The organism is Streptococcus sanguinis (assembly GCF_019929145.1).
Classification (GTDB): Bacteria; Bacillota; Bacilli; order Lactobacillales; family Streptococcaceae; genus Streptococcus; species Streptococcus sanguinis_U.
This window is the reverse complement of sequence record NZ_JAHZOW010000002.1, coordinates 363895-380632: the sequence shown is the minus strand read 5'-3', so window position 1 is coordinate 380632 and position 16738 is coordinate 363895. Positions and strand designations below refer to the sequence as shown.

Annotated in this window: 16 protein-coding genes; 3 read left to right on the top strand and 13 right to left on the bottom strand. The window is 43.6% G+C overall.

The window, feature by feature from the left end:
* Positions 1 to 249 precede the first annotated feature (249 nt).
* From hpf to K1I94_RS07560, 3 genes are all read right to left on the bottom strand, one after another.
* Complete coding sequence (gene hpf, locus K1I94_RS07570; RefSeq protein WP_223314947.1) at positions 250 to 792, bottom strand: ribosome hibernation-promoting factor, HPF/YfiA family; 543 nt, start codon at positions 790 to 792, stop codon at positions 250 to 252.
* A gap of 81 nt (positions 793 to 873) precedes the next feature.
* The gene (locus tag K1I94_RS07565; protein WP_223314946.1) at positions 874 to 1539 is read right to left on the bottom strand and encodes a ComF family protein; all 666 of its coding nucleotides are present in this window, start codon (positions 1537 to 1539) and stop codon (positions 874 to 876) included.
* A complete protein-coding gene (locus K1I94_RS07560; protein ID WP_223314945.1) occupies positions 1536 to 2834 on the bottom strand; it encodes a DEAD/DEAH box helicase in 1299 nt (432 codons plus the stop codon). The genes K1I94_RS07565 and K1I94_RS07560 overlap by 4 nt, the downstream gene beginning before the upstream one ends.
* A 65-nt stretch (positions 2835 to 2899) precedes the next feature.
* Here K1I94_RS07560 and K1I94_RS07555 point away from each other — a divergent pair, with 65 nt between their 5' ends.
* The 3 genes from K1I94_RS07555 (at position 2900) to cysK (ending at position 5026) form a co-directional block, all read left to right on the top strand.
* On the top strand, positions 2900 to 3544 hold the full coding sequence (locus K1I94_RS07555) for a YigZ family protein (RefSeq protein WP_223314944.1): 645 nt from the start codon (positions 2900 to 2902) through the stop codon (positions 3542 to 3544).
* An 11-nt stretch (positions 3545 to 3555) separates the two neighbouring features.
* On the top strand, positions 3556 to 3996 hold the full coding sequence (locus K1I94_RS07550; RefSeq protein WP_002911311.1) for a PH domain-containing protein: 441 nt from the start codon (positions 3556 to 3558) through the stop codon (positions 3994 to 3996).
* Positions 3997 to 4096: 100 nt separating this feature from the next.
* Positions 4097 to 5026 (top strand): cysteine synthase A, encoded by a 930-nt coding sequence (cysK, locus tag K1I94_RS07545; protein WP_223314943.1) that lies wholly within the window; start codon positions 4097 to 4099, stop codon positions 5024 to 5026.
* A 99-nt stretch (positions 5027 to 5125) separates the two neighbouring features.
* On the opposite strand, the gene K1I94_RS07540 is transcribed toward cysK, so the two are convergent.
* From K1I94_RS07540 to K1I94_RS07495, 10 genes are all read right to left on the bottom strand, one after another.
* Positions 5126 to 5488, bottom strand: coding sequence for a S1 RNA-binding domain-containing protein (locus K1I94_RS07540; protein WP_048773588.1), 363 nt, complete (start codon positions 5486 to 5488; stop codon positions 5126 to 5128).
* Positions 5488 to 6888, bottom strand: coding sequence for a bifunctional Cof-type HAD-IIB family hydrolase/peptidylprolyl isomerase (locus tag K1I94_RS07535; RefSeq protein WP_223314942.1), 1401 nt, complete (start codon positions 6886 to 6888; stop codon positions 5488 to 5490). Before K1I94_RS07535 ends, K1I94_RS07540 begins: the two co-directional genes overlap by 1 nt.
* 39 nt (positions 6889 to 6927) lie before the next feature.
* Positions 6928 to 7560, bottom strand: a complete 633-nt coding sequence (locus K1I94_RS07530; RefSeq protein ID WP_223310514.1) for a response regulator transcription factor — start codon at positions 7558 to 7560, stop codon at positions 6928 to 6930.
* Positions 7538 to 8557: an envelope stress sensor histidine kinase LiaS gene (locus K1I94_RS07525; protein ID WP_223314941.1), complete on the bottom strand. Its 1020-nt coding sequence runs from the start codon at positions 8555 to 8557 to the stop codon at positions 7538 to 7540. The genes K1I94_RS07530 and K1I94_RS07525 overlap by 23 nt, the downstream gene beginning before the upstream one ends.
* Complete coding sequence (liaF, locus tag K1I94_RS07520) at positions 8554 to 9249, bottom strand: cell wall-active antibiotics response protein LiaF (protein ID WP_223314940.1); 696 nt, start codon at positions 9247 to 9249, stop codon at positions 8554 to 8556. The genes K1I94_RS07525 and liaF overlap by 4 nt, the downstream gene beginning before the upstream one ends.
* A gap of 145 nt (positions 9250 to 9394) precedes the next feature.
* A complete protein-coding gene (pknB, locus tag K1I94_RS07515; protein WP_223314939.1) occupies positions 9395 to 11248 on the bottom strand; it encodes a Stk1 family PASTA domain-containing Ser/Thr kinase in 1854 nt (617 codons plus the stop codon).
* A complete protein-coding gene (locus K1I94_RS07510) occupies positions 11245 to 11985 on the bottom strand; it encodes a Stp1/IreP family PP2C-type Ser/Thr phosphatase (protein WP_223314938.1) in 741 nt (246 codons plus the stop codon). The genes pknB and K1I94_RS07510 overlap by 4 nt, the downstream gene beginning before the upstream one ends.
* Positions 11986 to 12003: 18 nt before the next feature.
* Positions 12004 to 13320 carry a 16S rRNA (cytosine(967)-C(5))-methyltransferase RsmB gene (gene rsmB, locus K1I94_RS07505; RefSeq protein ID WP_223314937.1) on the bottom strand — a complete coding sequence of 439 codons (1317 nt, stop codon included), beginning with the start codon at positions 13318 to 13320 and terminating at the stop codon, positions 12004 to 12006.
* A complete protein-coding gene (fmt, locus tag K1I94_RS07500; RefSeq protein WP_223314936.1) occupies positions 13310 to 14245 on the bottom strand; it encodes a methionyl-tRNA formyltransferase in 936 nt (311 codons plus the stop codon). The genes rsmB and fmt overlap by 11 nt, the downstream gene beginning before the upstream one ends.
* An 83-nt stretch (positions 14246 to 14328) precedes the next feature.
* Positions 14329 to 16716, bottom strand: coding sequence for a primosomal protein N' (locus K1I94_RS07495; protein WP_223314935.1), 2388 nt, complete (start codon positions 16714 to 16716; stop codon positions 14329 to 14331).
* Between the last annotated feature and the right edge of the window lie 22 nt (positions 16717 to 16738).

Genomic DNA, 16738 nt, shown 5'->3' with positions numbered 1-16738 from the left:
CACTTGGTTCGTCTTGTTCAGTTTTCAAAGGGCTTTGTCTTTCGCGACAACTATATTAGTATATCACCTATACCACCCAACTGTCAATACCTTTTTTGATCTTTTTTTATTTTTTTAAAAGTTTATTTTTCAGTTCTAAGTATAAAGTTAATTTCTTTGTGAGCAGAAAGCTGGTTTATGTCACCTGAGTGTATGACTTTCTATAATCTAAAAAGGTTGAGAAACTTGCTCTCAACCCTCTTTTCTTATTTATTTAACTTCTAACAGACCAATATTTCCATCCTCACGACGGTATATAACATTTGTGCTGCTGTCCTCAGCGTCAGAATATATGAAGAAATCATGTCCCAATAAATCCATCTGCAGAATCGCTTCTTCCAAGTCCATTGGCTTCAAATCGATGTGTTTTGAACGAACAACTTTTGACGGAACTTCTTCTGCTTCCTCAGCAAAGGAATCTGTGAAAAGCTGACTTGTAGCAACTTTATTGCGATTCTTTCTTTCAATCTTGGTCTTGTTTTTGCGGATTTGGCGCTCAATCTTATCTGTGACCAAATCAATTGATCCATACATGTCCTGAGAGATATCTTCTGCACGAAGAGTGATGGAGCCTAGCGGAATTGTTACTTCCACTTTCGCAGTCTTTTCACGGTAAACCTTGAGGTTCACACGCGCATCAAGTTCTTGCTCTGCTTGGAAATACTTCTCAATCTTCTCAAGTTTAGAAACTACGTAGTCACGGAGAGCATCTGTTACTTCTAGGTTTTCACCACGGATACTATATTTAAGCATATAAGTACCTTCTTTCTAAACATAAATGTTTTATTTATAATATCATTATAACGCTTTCATTCCTTTTTTGCAAATTTTTTCTTATCTTGCGATTGAAAATGTCAAAATTTCTTTCACTCCTGCTTCCAGCAAGATTTGCTTGGCTAATTGCAAGGTTTTTCCAGTCGTATAGATATCATCAACCAGCAAAATTTTATCCGGCAAATCAACTCCATTCTTAATTTTAAAAGCCTGCTGCGTCTGCAGACGCTCCTCACGTGTCTTGCTCGACTGTGCTAGGGTGTCTTTTTTCTCTAAGATATCTCTGTATGACAAGTTTGCAGCATCTAAAATCCCCTGCACTTGATTAAAACCTCTCACTTGAAATTTTTCGATACTGACTGGAATCGGAACAATGGTATGCTCTCTAAACATTTTGACTGCTTTTTTAGCTGCTTTTGCAAATACAAAGCGCAATACATAGTCTCCCTGAAACTTGTATTGACTGAAATATTCCTTCATTGCTTCATTATAGGTAAATAGTGACTGATGCTGGACTTGATTCCCCTCTTTCTCCCATTTTTGGCAATCTGCACATAAATCTGATTGCCCGTTTCGAAAACAGCGTGGGCAATGCTCTTCAGATATGCGTTCAAAATTTTGATAACAAGTGGAGCAGCAGCTTGGTCCTTCTTCTTTTAATAGAAAAAGCCGTAAAAAACTGCCTTTCTCCTTAATTTGCTCCTTACATAAAAGACACTCTGTCATAATCCCGCCTCCTTATTCATATCTCTCATTTCCCGAATTGCCTTTTCCATAGCAAGGGTAGTCCCATCATGAAAAAATAGCAACTGTCCAGTCGGTCTATCCATACTACGGCCAACTCGGCCTGAAATCTGAACCAGAGCACTACGACTGAACAGGCGATGATTGGCTTCCAAGACAAAAACATCTACACCAGGAAAGGTTACCCCACGCTCTAAGATAGTCGTTGTCACCAAAATAGTAATCTCCTTGTGACGAAACTGCTCGACAATCTCTAGACGATTTTCTGTTGTGGAGGCGACAAAAGCCAGCTTTTCATCAGGCAGAGCTATCTGCAAAGCCTGAGCAACATCCTCTCCTCTTTGAATTTCTGCAGCAAATATCAAGAGAGGAAATTGAGTCTTTCTCTGTTTTTGTATATAGTTCAAAAGTTTAGGTGCTATTTTCTTCTTCTGAAGATACTTTTGAAAATCAGATAACCAAACTTTCTGAGGGATGGTCAAGGGATTACCATGAAATCTTCTGGGAAGACTCAGGCGTTTCAGCTCACCTTTTTGAACTCTTTTATCCAGTTCATCCGTGGAAGTGGCTGTCAGAAAAATAGTTGTAGCATCCTCTTTAACTGAACGCTCTACTGCGTGATACAACATGGGATTATCTACATAAGGAAAGGCGTCTACCTCGTCCACAATCAGCAAATCAAAAGCCCGATAAAATTTTAAGAGCTGGTGGGTGGTGGCAATCACCAAGGGACTGCGGAAATAAGCTTCTGACTCCCCATGCAGAAGGGCTATTTCACAAGAAAAATCTTCTTTAAGGCGCCGATAAAGCTCTAAACAAACATCAATCCGCGGACTGGCCAAGCAAACAGCTCCTCCTCTATCAATAACTCTTGCAATCACTTGGTAAATCATTTCTGTTTTTCCAGCGCCAGTAACAGCATGCACTAACGTATTCTGTCTTTTCTCTAGCGCATCCAGTAAGCCTTTGGAAACCTTCCCCTGAAACTCTGTCAGTTGCCCCTGCCATTTAAGCACCTGATTCTTAGGAAAATCCTCTTGGGGAAAATAGTAGAGTTTTTGGTCACTACGTACCCGACCCAAGATTAAGCATTCTCTACAATAATAAGCTCCAACCGGCAGTTGATTTTCTCGTTCAATCAAACTATTGCAGCGTCCACAGTGGAGCTTGCCTTTTTCTTCTTGGATACTGAGAATTTCTTTTGCTTGTGCTCGTAAGCTAGACTCTAATTGATTTTCTGTAAATATCCGTCCTAAACAATCTTGTAACTCTAACATACTTATTTATTCGTATTTATTCGTAATTTTTTGGCAAAATTCATATTTTCTTGTAAAATATAGTTATGGAATTTAAGACAATTAAAGAAGATGGCATGGTTCAAGAGGAAATTAAAAAATCCCGCTTTATCTGCCATGTAAAAAGAGTTTACTCTGAGGAAGAGGCTCGCGCTTTTATAGCTGCTATAAAAAAAGAACATTACAAGGCCACTCATAACTGCTCTGCTTTTGTCATTGGGGAAAAGAGTGATATAAAGCGAACTAGCGATGATGGTGAGCCCAGCGGAACAGCCGGAGTTCCTATGCTGGGAGTCTTAGAAAAGCATGAATTGACCAATCTTTGCGTTGTGGTTACTCGCTATTTTGGCGGTATTAAACTCGGAGCCGGCGGTCTGATTCGAGCTTATGCCGGCAGTGTTGCTCTGGCTATTAAGGAGATTGGACTGGTTGAGATAAAAGAACAGGCTGGCCTGCGCCTACAACTGTCTTACAGTCAATATCAGGATTTTACGAATTTTCTTAAGGTCCAAAACTTAGAAGAAACCGATACTATCTTTACAGAATTAGTTGATACAACCATTTATATTGACAAAAATATCAAAGAAATCACTAAGAGAAATTTAACAGAATTTTTCAACGGAAAAATAGAACTAACTGACTTAGGCTTGCGAGAAGTTGAAGTGCATGCTATACTAGATAAAGAAAATTAAAGGAGAAAATTATGGCATTTGGAAAATTAATGCAAGGATTAGCTGGAAATTTCAGCGAACAAAATGTTGATCAACTTTCAAAAGAATACGGACAATATTTACTTGAAGGTGAAGTTATCCAGAGTGGCTACACTCTGATTCGTGACTCTATCTTATTTACAAATATTCGTATTATTTTTACTGACAAGCAAGGAGCAACTGGCCGGAAGATGTCTGTGAAATCAATTTTTCTGATGAATATTGTGGACGTTGATATGGAAACTGCTGGAGCTGGTATTGATGATAGTGAAATTACAATCACTTATTTAGACAATGCCTTTTTAAAAGCCCACAACGAGTTCCCTAAGAAACATAAGTTCGAATTTCCTAAAAAGGCAGATATTGCACCCTTATATAAATATCTATTTGAATTAGCCTATAATAATCGTTTGAAAATTAATGGTTTAATCTAATATAAAAAAATCCTATCACTTTGATAGGATTTTTATATTTTACAAAGCGCTTGTTTCATTTTATACTAATTCTATTAAATTATATTGAGGTATGTATCCTATGTCACGTATTTATCAAAACATTACAGAACTAATTGGGCAAACTCCCATCGTCAAATTGAACAACTTGGTTCCAGAAGGAGCTGCTGAGGTTTATGTGAAGTTAGAGGCTTTCAATCCTGGATCTTCTGTTAAAGACCGGATTGCTCTCAGCATGATTGAGGCGGCTGAACGCGATGGCCTTATTAAGCCTGGCGATACCATCGTTGAAGCAACTAGTGGAAATACCGGTATTGGCCTTTCATGGGTTGGAGCAGCTAAAGGTTACAAGGTTGTCATTGTTATGCCAGAAACCATGAGTGTAGAGCGCCGCAAAATTATCCAAGCTTATGGTGCTGAGTTAGTCTTGACTCCAGGTAGCGAAGGAATGAAAGGTGCCATTGCAAAAGCACAAGAAATCGCGAAAGAACGAAATGGCTGGCTGCCACTGCAGTTTAACAATCCGGCCAATCCAGAGGTTCACGAACGAACAACAGGAGCAGAAATTATCGCTGCTTTCAGTGAAACTGGACTGGATGCCTTTGTAGGCGGTGTCGGAACTGGCGGAACTATTTCCGGTGTATCTCACGCTCTCAAAAAAGTTAATCCGGACATCCAAATCTACGCAGTTGAAGCAGACGAATCTGCTATCCTTTCTGGTGAGAAGCCAGGTCCTCACAAAATCCAAGGACTTTCAGCTGGATTCATTCCAGAGACCTTGGATACAGCAGCCTACAACGGTATTGTCCGCGTAACTTCTGATCAAGCACTGGAATTTGGACGCTATATTGGCGGTCAGGAAGGCTTCTTAGTGGGAATTTCATCTGCTGCTGCTATTTTCGCAGCTATTGAAGTAGCGAAAAAACTAGGAACTGGTAAGAAAGTTCTTGCTCTGGCACCTGACAACGGCGAACGCTACCTATCTACTGCTCTCTATGAATTTGATGCTTAGTTTTTTTGAAAACATGTCCATTTCAATTCAGCACTCGGCTTTGGATTGAATAGCATATCTAACAAAAATATCCTGCTCTCTTATGGAACAGGATATTTTTTAAACTTTTTCTTCTTTTAAGAATTTTTTTGCCTCTTTGATCCAGATAGGCAGCTGTCTGCCTAAAGGCTCAAAACCAATTTTACAGCGGTCATTTGAAAAGCGGTGGCGTCTAGGGAGGCGGTGCTTTTCTTCTTCCAGGGTCCGCATGGACAGACTGGACTTCCCAGAAAATTCATCATAGTCCACAACCTGTACCAATACTTGCTGGCCAACCTTTACACTATCATGGATATTTTCAATATAACCCGGACGAATTTCTGAGATATGGATCAGACCAATCGTTCCGTTTTCCAGTTCAACAAAAGCTCCATAAGGCTGAATCCCAGTGATTTTGCCTTTTAATTTATCACCGATTTTCATCAGTCTTCTACCTCAATCGTCTCAATCACAACATCTTCCACCGGCTTGTCCATAGCCCCCGTCTCAACAGCTGCAATCTTGTCCAAAACGTGGTAGGACGCTTCATCAGCCAGCTGACCAAAGACAGTGTGGCGCCGATCCAAATGCGGTGTTCCTCCCTGACTGGCATAGACTTCAGCGATAGCTTCAGGCCAGCCGCCGCGGCTCAATTCCTTAGCTGAATAAGGAAGATTTTTATTTTGAACAATGAAAAATTGACTGCCATTAGTATTTGGCCCAGCATTTGCCATGGAAAGAGCCCCACGAATATTGTACAATTCTGGTGAAAACTCATCTTCAAATTTCTCACCATAGATAGACTGACCGCCCATACCGGTACCAGTAGGATCACCACCCTGAATCATAAAGTCCTGAATAATGCGGTGGAAAATCACACCGTCATAATAACCATCTTTAGCAAGGGCAATAAAGTTGGCTACTGTTTTTGGTGCCTGTTCTGGAAACAGCTGAACTTTCATGTCCCCATGATTAGTCTTGATAGTCGCTTTTGGACCTTCTGCTGCTGCAAGTTCTACTTGTGGAAAATGTAATTCTTTTTCTACCATACCTAACTCCTCTAAAGCGGCAAAAATACCGTCTTCTTCTACTGTTTTTGTAATATAATCTGCTCTTTTTCGCAGTTCTTCATGGGAAACGCCCATGGCAATGCCAATTCCTGCATAGTCAAACAATTCCAGATCATTAAGTCCGTCGCCAAAAACCATGACATTTTCAGGTTTGAAGCCCAGATGCTCGACAACCTTGGAAACTCCGGCTGCCTTGGAACCTTCCGTCGGCACGACATCTGACGAATGAGGATGCCAGCGAACTAAGCGCAGATGCTCCGCTAACGCCTCTGGCAGCTGCAGGCTATCTCCTCTATCTTCAAAGGTCCAAAGCTGATAAATATCCTTTTCTAAATGAAAGTCTGGATTTACAGGCAAATCTGGATAAACCACATCAATGGCCTCTGAAATCAGAGAATTTCGATTGGACAAGGCTGCTCCATGGCTGCCGACCAGACCATAGTCAATTCCTTCCTCCTGAGCCCAAGTAATATAGGACGTCACTCTATCGGACGGAATAACCGTCTGAGAAATCACCTTCCCTTTGCTGTCTTCGACATAGGCTCCGTTCAGGGTAACGAAAAAGTCTGGCTGCAAAGCTCTCAGCTCCGGCACGACACCAAACATTCCTCGACCAGACGCAATACCCGTCAAAATTCCTTTGTCTTTCAACTGCTTGAAAACTGTCTGGATAGAATCTGGGATAAAACCTGTATCCTTGACTCGCAAGGTATCATCTATATCAAAAAAGACAATTTTTATCTTTTTAGCCTTATACTTTAATTTTGCGTCCATATCGCCCCTAGTCCAATCTTAATCTTTTCTATTATACCATTAAAAGTCTTCTTGTGGGACAAGATGGTGCTGAAAAGCATAAACAACTGCCTGAGTACGATCGCTCACCTCCAATTTGGACAGGATATTGGAGACATGAGTCTTGACCGTTTTGAGGGAAATAAAGAGCTCATCCGCAATCCGTTGATTTTCATAACCCTTGGCTAAAAGCCCCAAAATATCACGCTCCCGAGCTGTCAAATCCTCGTGAAGCTCGATATGGTTACGATGATATTCTACTTTCTTGCTGACTTCTGTTTCAATGGCAAATTCTCCCTTGGCCACTTTTTTGACAGCACGGAGAATTTCTTCAGCGCTGGAAGTCTTAAGCATGTATCCATGAGCGCCTGCATCCAGAACAGGATAAATTTTTTCGTTATCCAGATAAGAAGTCAAAATCAGAATCTTTGCTTCCGGCCACTCTTTTAAAATAGCTAGTGTCGCTTCGATACCATTCATTTCAGGCATGACGATATCCATGATAATCACATCTGGACGATCTGCCAAAGCCTTCTCCACACCTTCTTTGCCATTAACTGCTTCAGATACTTCAGCTATATCCTCTTGCAGTTCCAGGTAACTTTTCAATCCCAATCTGACCATCTGGTGGTCATCCACTAACAATATCTTCATGATTTTCTCCTTCTAGTAAAGGTATCGTGATTTCAATAGAAAGACCTTTTCTGGGGGCTGTCAAAAGCTTAAAGGTGCCCGCCATATCCCGTACACGGTCTTCCATATTTTTCAAGCCGTAGCTGAGTTCATCCTGGGCCCGCGGATCAAAACCGACGCCATTATCAGATACCTTAATTTTAAGCTCATTAGGTGCCTGATAGAGGTAAATATCCAACCGACTGGCCTGGGCATGCCGCAGTGTGTTGTTGATAATTTCCTGCATGATTCTGAAGACATGCTCCTCCATCTGTTTGGGTAAATGCCCAACCTGATGATTGAAGTGAACATCAATGTCGCTTTTATCAGTCAACTCCTTGATAATCACATCCATACCTTCGACCAGAGTCTTATTTTCCAACTCTGTAGGTCGCAAATGAAGCAGGAGAATCCGCAAATCCTTCTGGGCTGTGTCAAGAATATCGGCAATCCCCTTGAGCTGCTTTTGCAGTTTTTCTCCATCAAGCCGTTCTACATTTCCAGCCACTCCCGAAAGAATCATATTGGCTGCAAATAATTCCTGACTGACAGTATCGTGCAAATCACGCGCAATTCGCCGCCGTTCTTTTTCGATAATTTTCTCTTCCGTCTGCAGGGTTTGGTTTTCAGACTTTTGGAGATTCTCTGTCAGACGGTGCAGCCTTCTCTCAAGCTGATGCAGAGAGCGATCCAGCTCGGGTTGGTCTGTTGGCTCCAGCCTCCGTCCATCCAGCAAACGCCGAAGATTTTTTTGCACATGGGCTACCGACAGATATTGTATCAAGCGAGCTGCTATCACAATCAGAATGGTCAGTGATAAACCGATAATCACAACAAAGAAAACAAAAGACTGCAACAGCTCCAAATCATTAAAGAGCTCCTGCCAAGTGAAATCAAAAATATTGAAAATATAGTGAAAGATGATAAATAAAACAAAGAAAGTATAGAGGAGAATGAGAAAATAATTTGATTTCTTCACTTTCTGACAACCTCCACATTTCCTAAGAAGCTGACGAGGACAATCTTCACTGTCTTATTGGCTCGTTTATAGTCTGGTGTCGTCAGCGAAATGCTTTCGTTGCGCAGCTTGCGAGATGGATGATGCAGAAAGTTCAGCTCCCCGTAAAGAGTATTGATTTGCAGCTGAATTTCCACATCCAGCGGTACAATAATCTTGGTATCGCCAAAACCTTTTCGAATGACAATGACATTATCATGGTTGACCAAAATCACGTCTTCCAAATGAATGGTGTCTTTCCCAATGATACGCAAAAGGTTGATGTCATGAAATTGACAGCTGTCCTTAGAAAAATGCTGCAGGTCCCCCAACCAGCGATTTTTTTCACTCTGAATTTCCACATCTTCTTCGTAAACGAGATGGGTTTCTTGATTTTCCTTATAGATATAAGGGTAGGCCACAATCATCCCATAAACAAGCGCAAATAAAAGGGCAGCAATGACGTAGGGATTGAGCATAATAATGAAAAACAGCATAATCATGGAAGCGACCAGCAGAAAATTCCCTTTTTGCTTGCCGAAGTAATAGTAGAGCAGCAGCAAAAAAAGGACCAAGATAATGACAACTCGTGAAAAATCAGCTGCCAACATGGTCACCAATGCCATGGATAATAAGACTGTTTCAACAAAGACAAATAATTGAACCTTCCACATAGCCTTTTCCTTTCTCTACCTTCCTATTTTAACAAAATTAAACCAAAAATCCTCCGTCCAAGGCATGAAATGGGGAAATTTGTCCAGCAAAAAAGAAAAAAACATCCGTTTTAAGATAAAAAACTTAAAATGGATGGTTTATTAATCAACTATCAGATGAGCTAGAACTAGTTCCATGTCCGCTATCTTCAGACGATGAGCTGCTCTTTGAGTTGCTACTAGACGATGAAGATGACGAGCTAGATGACGATGGTGTTGTTGCTTCTGTCACGTAAAGAGTGATTTTTTCATTGGACTTGAGGTCAATCGTCTGACCTGCCGCAGGTGACTGGGAAGTTACCAAGTCAGCCTGAGTCGAAGTGACCGAACGGTCAACAACTCGCTCAATTCGAGACGAAGAAATTCCCATTTGAATCAAGTAAGAACGGGCATTGGCGTAGGTGTACTGCATGCTGCCAAAGTCAGGCATGGCCACACTAGTCACTGCTTTCGCCACTGTCAGCTTGATCTTATGATTAGAAGTCAAATCATAGGTCGAACCAGCTGCCGGCGACTGGCGAATGACCTGACCTGGCTCGTAATCGTCCGATTCCTCCTCAACAATCTCAATCAATTTCTCAGAAACATTATAGTTTGTTTTCAGATTTTCAACTACGGCTGATTTTGCTTGACCGACATAATCTTCCATCACAAAGGTCTTTGGTCCCTTGGAGATAATCAGGTCAATTTTGCTGCCTTCGCGGCGCTGACTATTGGCCTGTGGATCAGTTTTAATTACTTTGCCGGATTCGACATTGTCGCTGTATTCTTCCTTTTCCTCTCCGACAACCAGCTTCTTAGCTTCAATAGCGGAGCGAGCCTCTGCTACAGTCTGACCAGAAACATCTGGCACGCTGGTGTTAGACGGGCTGTTATAGAGAAGGACGACAAAGGCAGCCAAAACCAATAGGATAGCAAAGAAAAGAACCTTGTAACGCGTTCTCAAACGGCGTTTCTTTGGAGCTTTCTTAACCGCATCAGATGTCTCTTCCTTGACTTCAGCAGCTTCCACTTTAGGCGGCGTTGACTTAACAGGTGGAACTGCTGGCTGAGGTACAGGTGAGATTTTTGGCAAGGTCTTGGTGTCTGCTTTCGCAACATCATCAAAGACTAATTTCTTTTCATTACGGCGCTCATAAGATAAGCTACTGGACAAGTCCACATACATCTCTGCAACCGACTGATAACGATCCGTCAATTTTTTGGCTGTTGCTTTAATGACCACATTTTCCAAGGCCTGAGGCACATTAGGATTTTCAGAAATGATCGATGGCAGCGGCTTTTGGAAATGCTGCAGGGCAATCGTAACGGCGCTATCTCCATCATAAGGGATATGACCAGTCAGCATCTCATAAAAAATAATCCCCATCGCATAAATATCACTCTGAACAGTTGCTTTAGAGCCACGTGCCTGCTCAGGCGATAGATAATGAACTGAGCCTAGCATTGAGTTAGTCTGAGTCAGACTTGTCTCCGCAAAGGCCACCGCAATCCCAAAGTCTGTTACCTTGGCATTGCCATCTGGGGTTAAGAGGACATTTTGTGGTTTCAGGTCACGATGGACAATCCCGCGTGTATGCGCCAAGCGCATGGCCAGCAAGATTTGTCCCATGATTCTGACTGCTTCTTCATTTGAAATCGGAGAATTCTCTTTGATATAGCGCTTGAGGTCAAGACCCGCCACGTATTCCATAGCCAGATACTGCTGGCCGTCTTCTTCTCCAATATCAGTGATCCGAACGATGTGCGGATGGTCCAAGTCAGCCATCGCCTTGGCTTCCCGTTGGAAACGCGCGACAGCGATAGGATCTGTCTGGTAATTGGTCCTAAGAACCTTTACCGCAACTTCCTCACCATCCAAAATCAAGTCCTTGGCCAAATAGACATCTGCCATGCCTCCGCGGCCAATCTGCTTGATGATTTTATATCGCCCGGCAAAGATTTTGCCGATTTGAATCATTCCTTATCCTCCTTGTCAAAGCGAACCAGAGCAACTGTGATGTTATCCAGCCCTCCAGCATTGTTGGCAAAGCGAATTAAGGTTTGTGTTTTTTCAGACAGGCTGATGTCGCTGGTGACAATGTCACAAATTTCACTGTCTGAAATCATATTAGTCAGACCGTCACTGTTGAGCAGAAGGTAGTCACCATCTTCCAAGGTAATCATGCCATAGTCAGGCTGTACTTCGTCTTTTTGACCAATAGACTGGGTAATGATATTCTTCTGCGGATGACGCTCTGCTTCTTCTGGAGTAATCTGTCCAGCTTTCAATAAAGCATTAACAAGCGAGTGATCATTGGTCAGCTGGCGGTATTCATCACCGCGAATCAAGCCGATGCGAGAATCGCCGATATGGGCATAGATGGCTTGATTATCAATGATAGCCAAGGCTTCCAAAGTCGTTCCCATGCCCTTGTATTCTTCATCTTGACCAAATTGATGAATGCGCTGATTTTCCTCTTCCAAGTGTTCCGCAAACCATTCACGTACTTGATTCACCGAATCAATCTGTGTATCGACCCAGGCAGCTCCTAAGTCTGTCACAGCCATTTCACTGGCAATATTTCCAGCTCTGTGGCCGCCCATACCATCTGCCAAGATAATCAGGGTTTTGCCCGCCCGATTCACAAAAAGATTGGCATAATCTTGGTTATTTGTACGCTTTTGACCAACATCTGTTAATAATGAAATTTCCATACTGTCAGTTTCCTCCTCTTATTCCGATATCTTCCTAAATTGACTGATAAAAAATCCGTCGCTTTCATATAATTCCGGCGTAATCAAGATACAGCCGTCTTTGACGATATCTTTTCTTTCATGGTCTAATAAGACTTGCTCAAAATTCGGATGACTGGCCAGAAATTTCTCGACAACCTCAAAATTCTCTTTGGCCATAATCGTGCAAGTACTATAAGCTATTATACCACCTTTACGTAGACTTTGACAAACGCTGTCTAGTATATCCAGCTGAATTTTTTGTAAATTCTCAAAATCTGCATTTTCTTTATTATATTTTATATCTGGTTTGCGGCGAATTAAGCCAATACCAGAGCAAGGAGCGTCCACTAAGATTTTATCGAAAGCATCTGGGCCAAAAGTCTCAAACACCTTGGTCGCGTCTAGCTTTTGGGTGGTAATTTTATCAGCCAAGCCCAGTCTTTCTGCATTTTCTGCTACGAGCTCTAACTTATGATCGTAGAGGTCCAAGGCTGTAATGTGACCGCTCGTCAGATAGGAAGCCATGTGGACAGTCTTGCCGCCCGGTGCACTGCAGGCATCCAGAATCTGCTCCTCACCTTCGATGGCCAGAGTCGGAGCCACCAGCTGGCTAGACTCATCCTGAATCGTAATCGCTCCGCTTTCGAAGAGCTGATGCCCCGCAAAATGCCCCTGTTTCTTAACCAAGGCTGACGGAGATAAGAGCGAGTCCTCAGCCCCTAAAAGCTGGCGAAGCTCTGCCTTGCGCGACAGCTCCGTCACGCGAATGCTAGCCTTGCTGCGAACAAAGAGACTGGCAAAGATAGCCAGAGCCCTTTCTTCGCCATACTCTTCTATCAGGTCTTTGACCAGCCAGACCGGCAGAGAATACTGGATCGAATAGCGCTTATTTTTGCGCTTGATTGTTTTAAAATCAGCTACACCCTCACGCTCAATCCTACGTAACAAGGCATTGACAAATTTTTCGCTGCCGCGCTTACGGATTTTCGCAATTTCAACAGCCTCATGAACAACTGCGTGCTGAGGGATTTTGTCCAGATAGAGCATCTGGTACAGACTGAGCATAAGCAGAATGTAGAGCCAGTTATCTAATTTGTCCCTATCCTCAATCAGATGGGATAAATACCATTCCAGAGTGATTTTCCGAGCAACTGTGCCGTAAACCAGCTCTGTTACCAGACCTTTATCTGCTTGGCTCAGTTGGCTTTGACTCAGTGCTCGGTTTAAGGCGATATTGGAATAGGCGCCTTCTTCAAAAACTTCTTCCAAAATTTCCAAGGCCTGCCGACGGGCCGTTTTTTGCTTACTTTCCAAAAGTATCTCCTAGGGACAGGCTACGGCCCAGTCCATTCAAAAAATCAACGATAGCCATCTTGGGCTTACCAGCAGGCTGAACCGTCTTCAGCGAGAGGGCTCCCTGACCAGCTGCGACCACCAGTTCTTTTTTACTAATAGACAATATCTGCCCCGGTTGACCGCTGCCAGCTGCCATATCTGCTTCGTAAATCTTAAAGCGTTGCCCCTGCAGCAAGGTATGAGCTACCGGCCAAGGATACATGCCGCGGATTTGATTGAAAATTTGGCGGTTTGTTTTGCTCCAGTCTATCCGCTCTTCTTCTGGGCTGATATTCGGAGAGAAAGTGACCTGGCTAGGATCCTGCGGCTGAGGTGTAATCTGCCCTGCCCTATAAGCTGGCAGAACATCCAACAACAAATCTCGCCCGATAAGCGCCAATTTCTCAAAGAGAGTTCCGACATTGTCAGTCTCTTCAATCGGCGTCGCCTTGCTGGCTATCATATCTCCAGCATCCATTTCCTTGACCATTTCCATAATCGTAACGCCTGCCTGCTCATCTCCATTGATCAGAGCATAGTGAATGGGCGCACCACCTCGGTATTTAGGTAGTAAAGAAGCATGAACATTCACCGCAAAGTCAACACTGTCCAGCAAGCGGCTAGGCAAAAACTGCCCAAAAGCAGCTGTGACAATACCATCTGCTTCTAAGTTCATCAACTCCTCTAAATCCGAGCTTTGAGCCAGCTTTTCCGGTTGATAAACCGGCAGCTTATATTCCAAGGCCAATTCTTTTACTGGGGTCATGCGTATCTCTCTTTTACGGCCGACGGCCCGGTCCGGCTGCGTCACCACTGCTAACACTTGGTATTGACCACTGTCCAGCAGCCCTTTTAGGACAGTCGCTGAGAAGTCCGGTGTCCCCATAAATATTATTTTCATCATTTTAAACTATTGATTCCTTCTTTGTTCCTTCACTTATTATATCAGAAGTCGCCTACAACAACCTTAATCTCGGCTAAAAAGCTTTACATGAAATTTTGTGGTTCATTATCAATTGTCAGGCGTAAATCTTTATTGTCCCGATTCTGTGTCCAGTCCAAGACTTGATTTAGCGTCGCCTGCAGCTTGTCCTCAAAGCGATATTTAAGCAAAATCTGATAATGATAGAGATTGTGGGTGCGGGCAATGGGCTTCGGAGTTGGCCCTAGGATTTGCACTTTTTCTGACAGACCGCTCCGCAGAATATCCATAACCTCATAGGATTTTCGCACTGCTGTCTCTTCGTCCTTATGCGACAGAGTTAGACCGATCGTAAAGTAATAAGGCGGATAGCCCAGCTGCCGGCGGATTCCCATTTCATAAGCATAAAAGCCCTCATAATCCTGCTGCTTTGCAAACTCAATGGCATAATGATGAGGATTGTAGGACTGGATAAAGACCTGACCAGCCTTTTCAGCCCGACCAGCACGGCCCGCCACCTGAGTCAGCAGCTGGAAGGTTCGCTCTGAAGAGCGAAAGTCCGGCAGATTAAGAGCTGTGTCTGCATTGAGAACACCAACCAGCGTCACATTTGGAAAATCCAGCCCCTTGGCAATCATCTGGGTGCCTAAGAGAATATCTGCCTGACCCTGACCAAAGCTTTCTAAAATGGCTTCATGACTGCCTTTCTTACGTGTCGTATCTACATCCATCCGCAAAATGCGAGCCTGTGGAAAGAGCTGAACCAGCTCATCATAAGCTTTCTGCGTCCCAGTGCCATAATAGCGAATGCTGCGGCTGGCACAGTTAGGACAACTCTGAGGAATGTTCTTAGTAAAGCCACAGTAGTGGCAGTTCATGGTCTTGGTGTCCATATGCAGGGTCAGAGAAATATCACAGTTGGGACAGCTGTCAACGGTCCCACATTCCCGACACATGACAAAGCTGGAATACCCCCGCCTGTTGAGCATGAGAACCGTCTGCTCTCCCTTATCCAGACGATTTTGAATAGCCTCTAGCAGGACCGGGGTGAAATTACTGGCTTCATGCTGTCCGATATAATCCCGAAAATCCACCACTTCCACTTGAGGAATCTGCGCCAGCGGATTTGCACGCTTACTGAGTAGCTGAAAATCATAGACACCACGGCTTGCTCGAGCACGGCTCTCCAAACTCGGAGTCGCCGAACCCAACACTAAAACAGCTTGATTGTACTGAGCTCGCAGGAGAGCCACCTCTCTGGCATGATAGCGAGGATTAGAATCCTGCTTGTAGGAGGATTCATGCTCTTCATCAATGATGATGGCTCCAATATTTGTCAGCGGAGCAAAAATAGCTGAACGCGCGCCGACAACAACCTGAGCAGCTCCTCGCTCCACCTTGCGCCACTCATCGTATTTCTCACCATCAGACAGACCTGAATGCAAAATTGCAACTTGGTCGCCAAATCTAGAAATAAAGCGATCAGTAACCTGTGGAGTCAGAGAAATCTCCGGAACCAGCATGATAGCGGTCTTGCTCTGGGCCAGTGCCTCTGCGATGACTTGCAGGTAAACTTCGGTCTTCCCACTGCCCGTGACCCCTTCTAAAAGAACTGGCTGAGAATGACTCTGACCAATTTTCTGAGTGATTGCTGCAACCGCTGCGGCCTGTTCATCGTTTAAGGTCAGACTTTGCTGCTGCCGCTCCTTTTGGAAATAAGTAGCAGAACGGCTGATTTCTCTATCTTCAATGCTAATTAGGTTTTCTTTGATAAAGTAATTGATAACATCACGCGAAAAGTTTTCTCGCAAATCAGCCAAGAGCCGGCTATCTCTCTGTTCCAGCAAGACTTCTTTTAATTCTTGTTTTTTCTTGGCTTGTCGGGGAAGGTCATGATTTTGCAGAGCGGCATGATTGACCCGATACCATTTCTCAGTCTTAATATTCTTCTTATCCGTCGCCTGATACTCCAGCCGAATGCGGCCCGTCTGGGTCAATCGCATCAGCTTGGCCTGACTTTTCTTGTCCAAATCAGAAAAGCGAAGGCTGTCCTCCTGACCAAAGATAGCTGAGCGCTCCTCATCATTCAGCAGCTCCGTTGGATAGAGTAGTTTATCATAGCTGGAGTTGAGAAGACTAGGCAGCATGGCCTTTAAAAGAGTAATCTTATAAGAAAAGACTGACTTGCGCAGCTCATCCGCCAGCCAGAGCTGTTCCTGGTTTAGCACTGGCCTGAAATCAAGGACTTCCGCAATTTCCTTCAGCTCTTCTTGACCTCCCGTCTCATCAAAGCCGACCACAATCCCCTGAATCAGGCGATTTCCCTGCCCAAAAGGGACATGAACTCGCATGCCAGCTGCCAGCATCCCAGCAAACTCTTCTGGAATAGCATAACTATAGGGCTTGTCCGTCTGCATCAGAGGAACATCCACAATAATCTTTGCTAGCTTCACATTCTCACCCCGCTTTCCTAAA

Excerpts from the sequence above, each read along its gene's own strand:
- hpf (WP_223314947.1), bottom strand. The coding sequence starts at position 792 with ATGCTTAAATATAGTATCCGTGGTGAAAACCTAGAAGTAACAGATGCT.
- K1I94_RS07565 (WP_223314946.1), bottom strand. The coding sequence starts at position 1,539 with ATGACAGAGTGTCTTTTATGTAAGGAGCAAATTAAGGAGAAAGGCAGT.
- K1I94_RS07560 (WP_223314945.1), bottom strand. The coding sequence starts at position 2,834 with ATGTTAGAGTTACAAGATTGTTTAGGACGGATATTTACAGAAAATCAA.
- K1I94_RS07555 (WP_223314944.1), top strand. The coding sequence starts at position 2,900 with ATGGAATTTAAGACAATTAAAGAAGATGGCATGGTTCAAGAGGAAATT.
- K1I94_RS07550 (WP_002911311.1), top strand. The coding sequence starts at position 3,556 with ATGGCATTTGGAAAATTAATGCAAGGATTAGCTGGAAATTTCAGCGAA.
- cysK (WP_223314943.1), top strand. The coding sequence starts at position 4,097 with ATGTCACGTATTTATCAAAACATTACAGAACTAATTGGGCAAACTCCC.
- K1I94_RS07540 (WP_048773588.1), bottom strand. The coding sequence starts at position 5,488 with ATGAAAATCGGTGATAAATTAAAAGGCAAAATCACTGGGATTCAGCCT.
- K1I94_RS07535 (WP_223314942.1), bottom strand. The coding sequence starts at position 6,888 with ATGGACGCAAAATTAAAGTATAAGGCTAAAAAGATAAAAATTGTCTTT.
- K1I94_RS07530 (WP_223310514.1), bottom strand. The coding sequence starts at position 7,560 with ATGAAGATATTGTTAGTGGATGACCACCAGATGGTCAGATTGGGATTG.
- liaF (WP_223314940.1), bottom strand. The coding sequence starts at position 9,249 with ATGTGGAAGGTTCAATTATTTGTCTTTGTTGAAACAGTCTTATTATCC.
- pknB (WP_223314939.1), bottom strand. The coding sequence starts at position 11,248 with ATGATTCAAATCGGCAAAATCTTTGCCGGGCGATATAAAATCATCAAG.
- K1I94_RS07510 (WP_223314938.1), bottom strand. The coding sequence starts at position 11,985 with ATGGAAATTTCATTATTAACAGATGTTGGTCAAAAGCGTACAAATAAC.
- fmt (WP_223314936.1), bottom strand. The coding sequence starts at position 14,245 with ATGATGAAAATAATATTTATGGGGACACCGGACTTCTCAGCGACTGTC.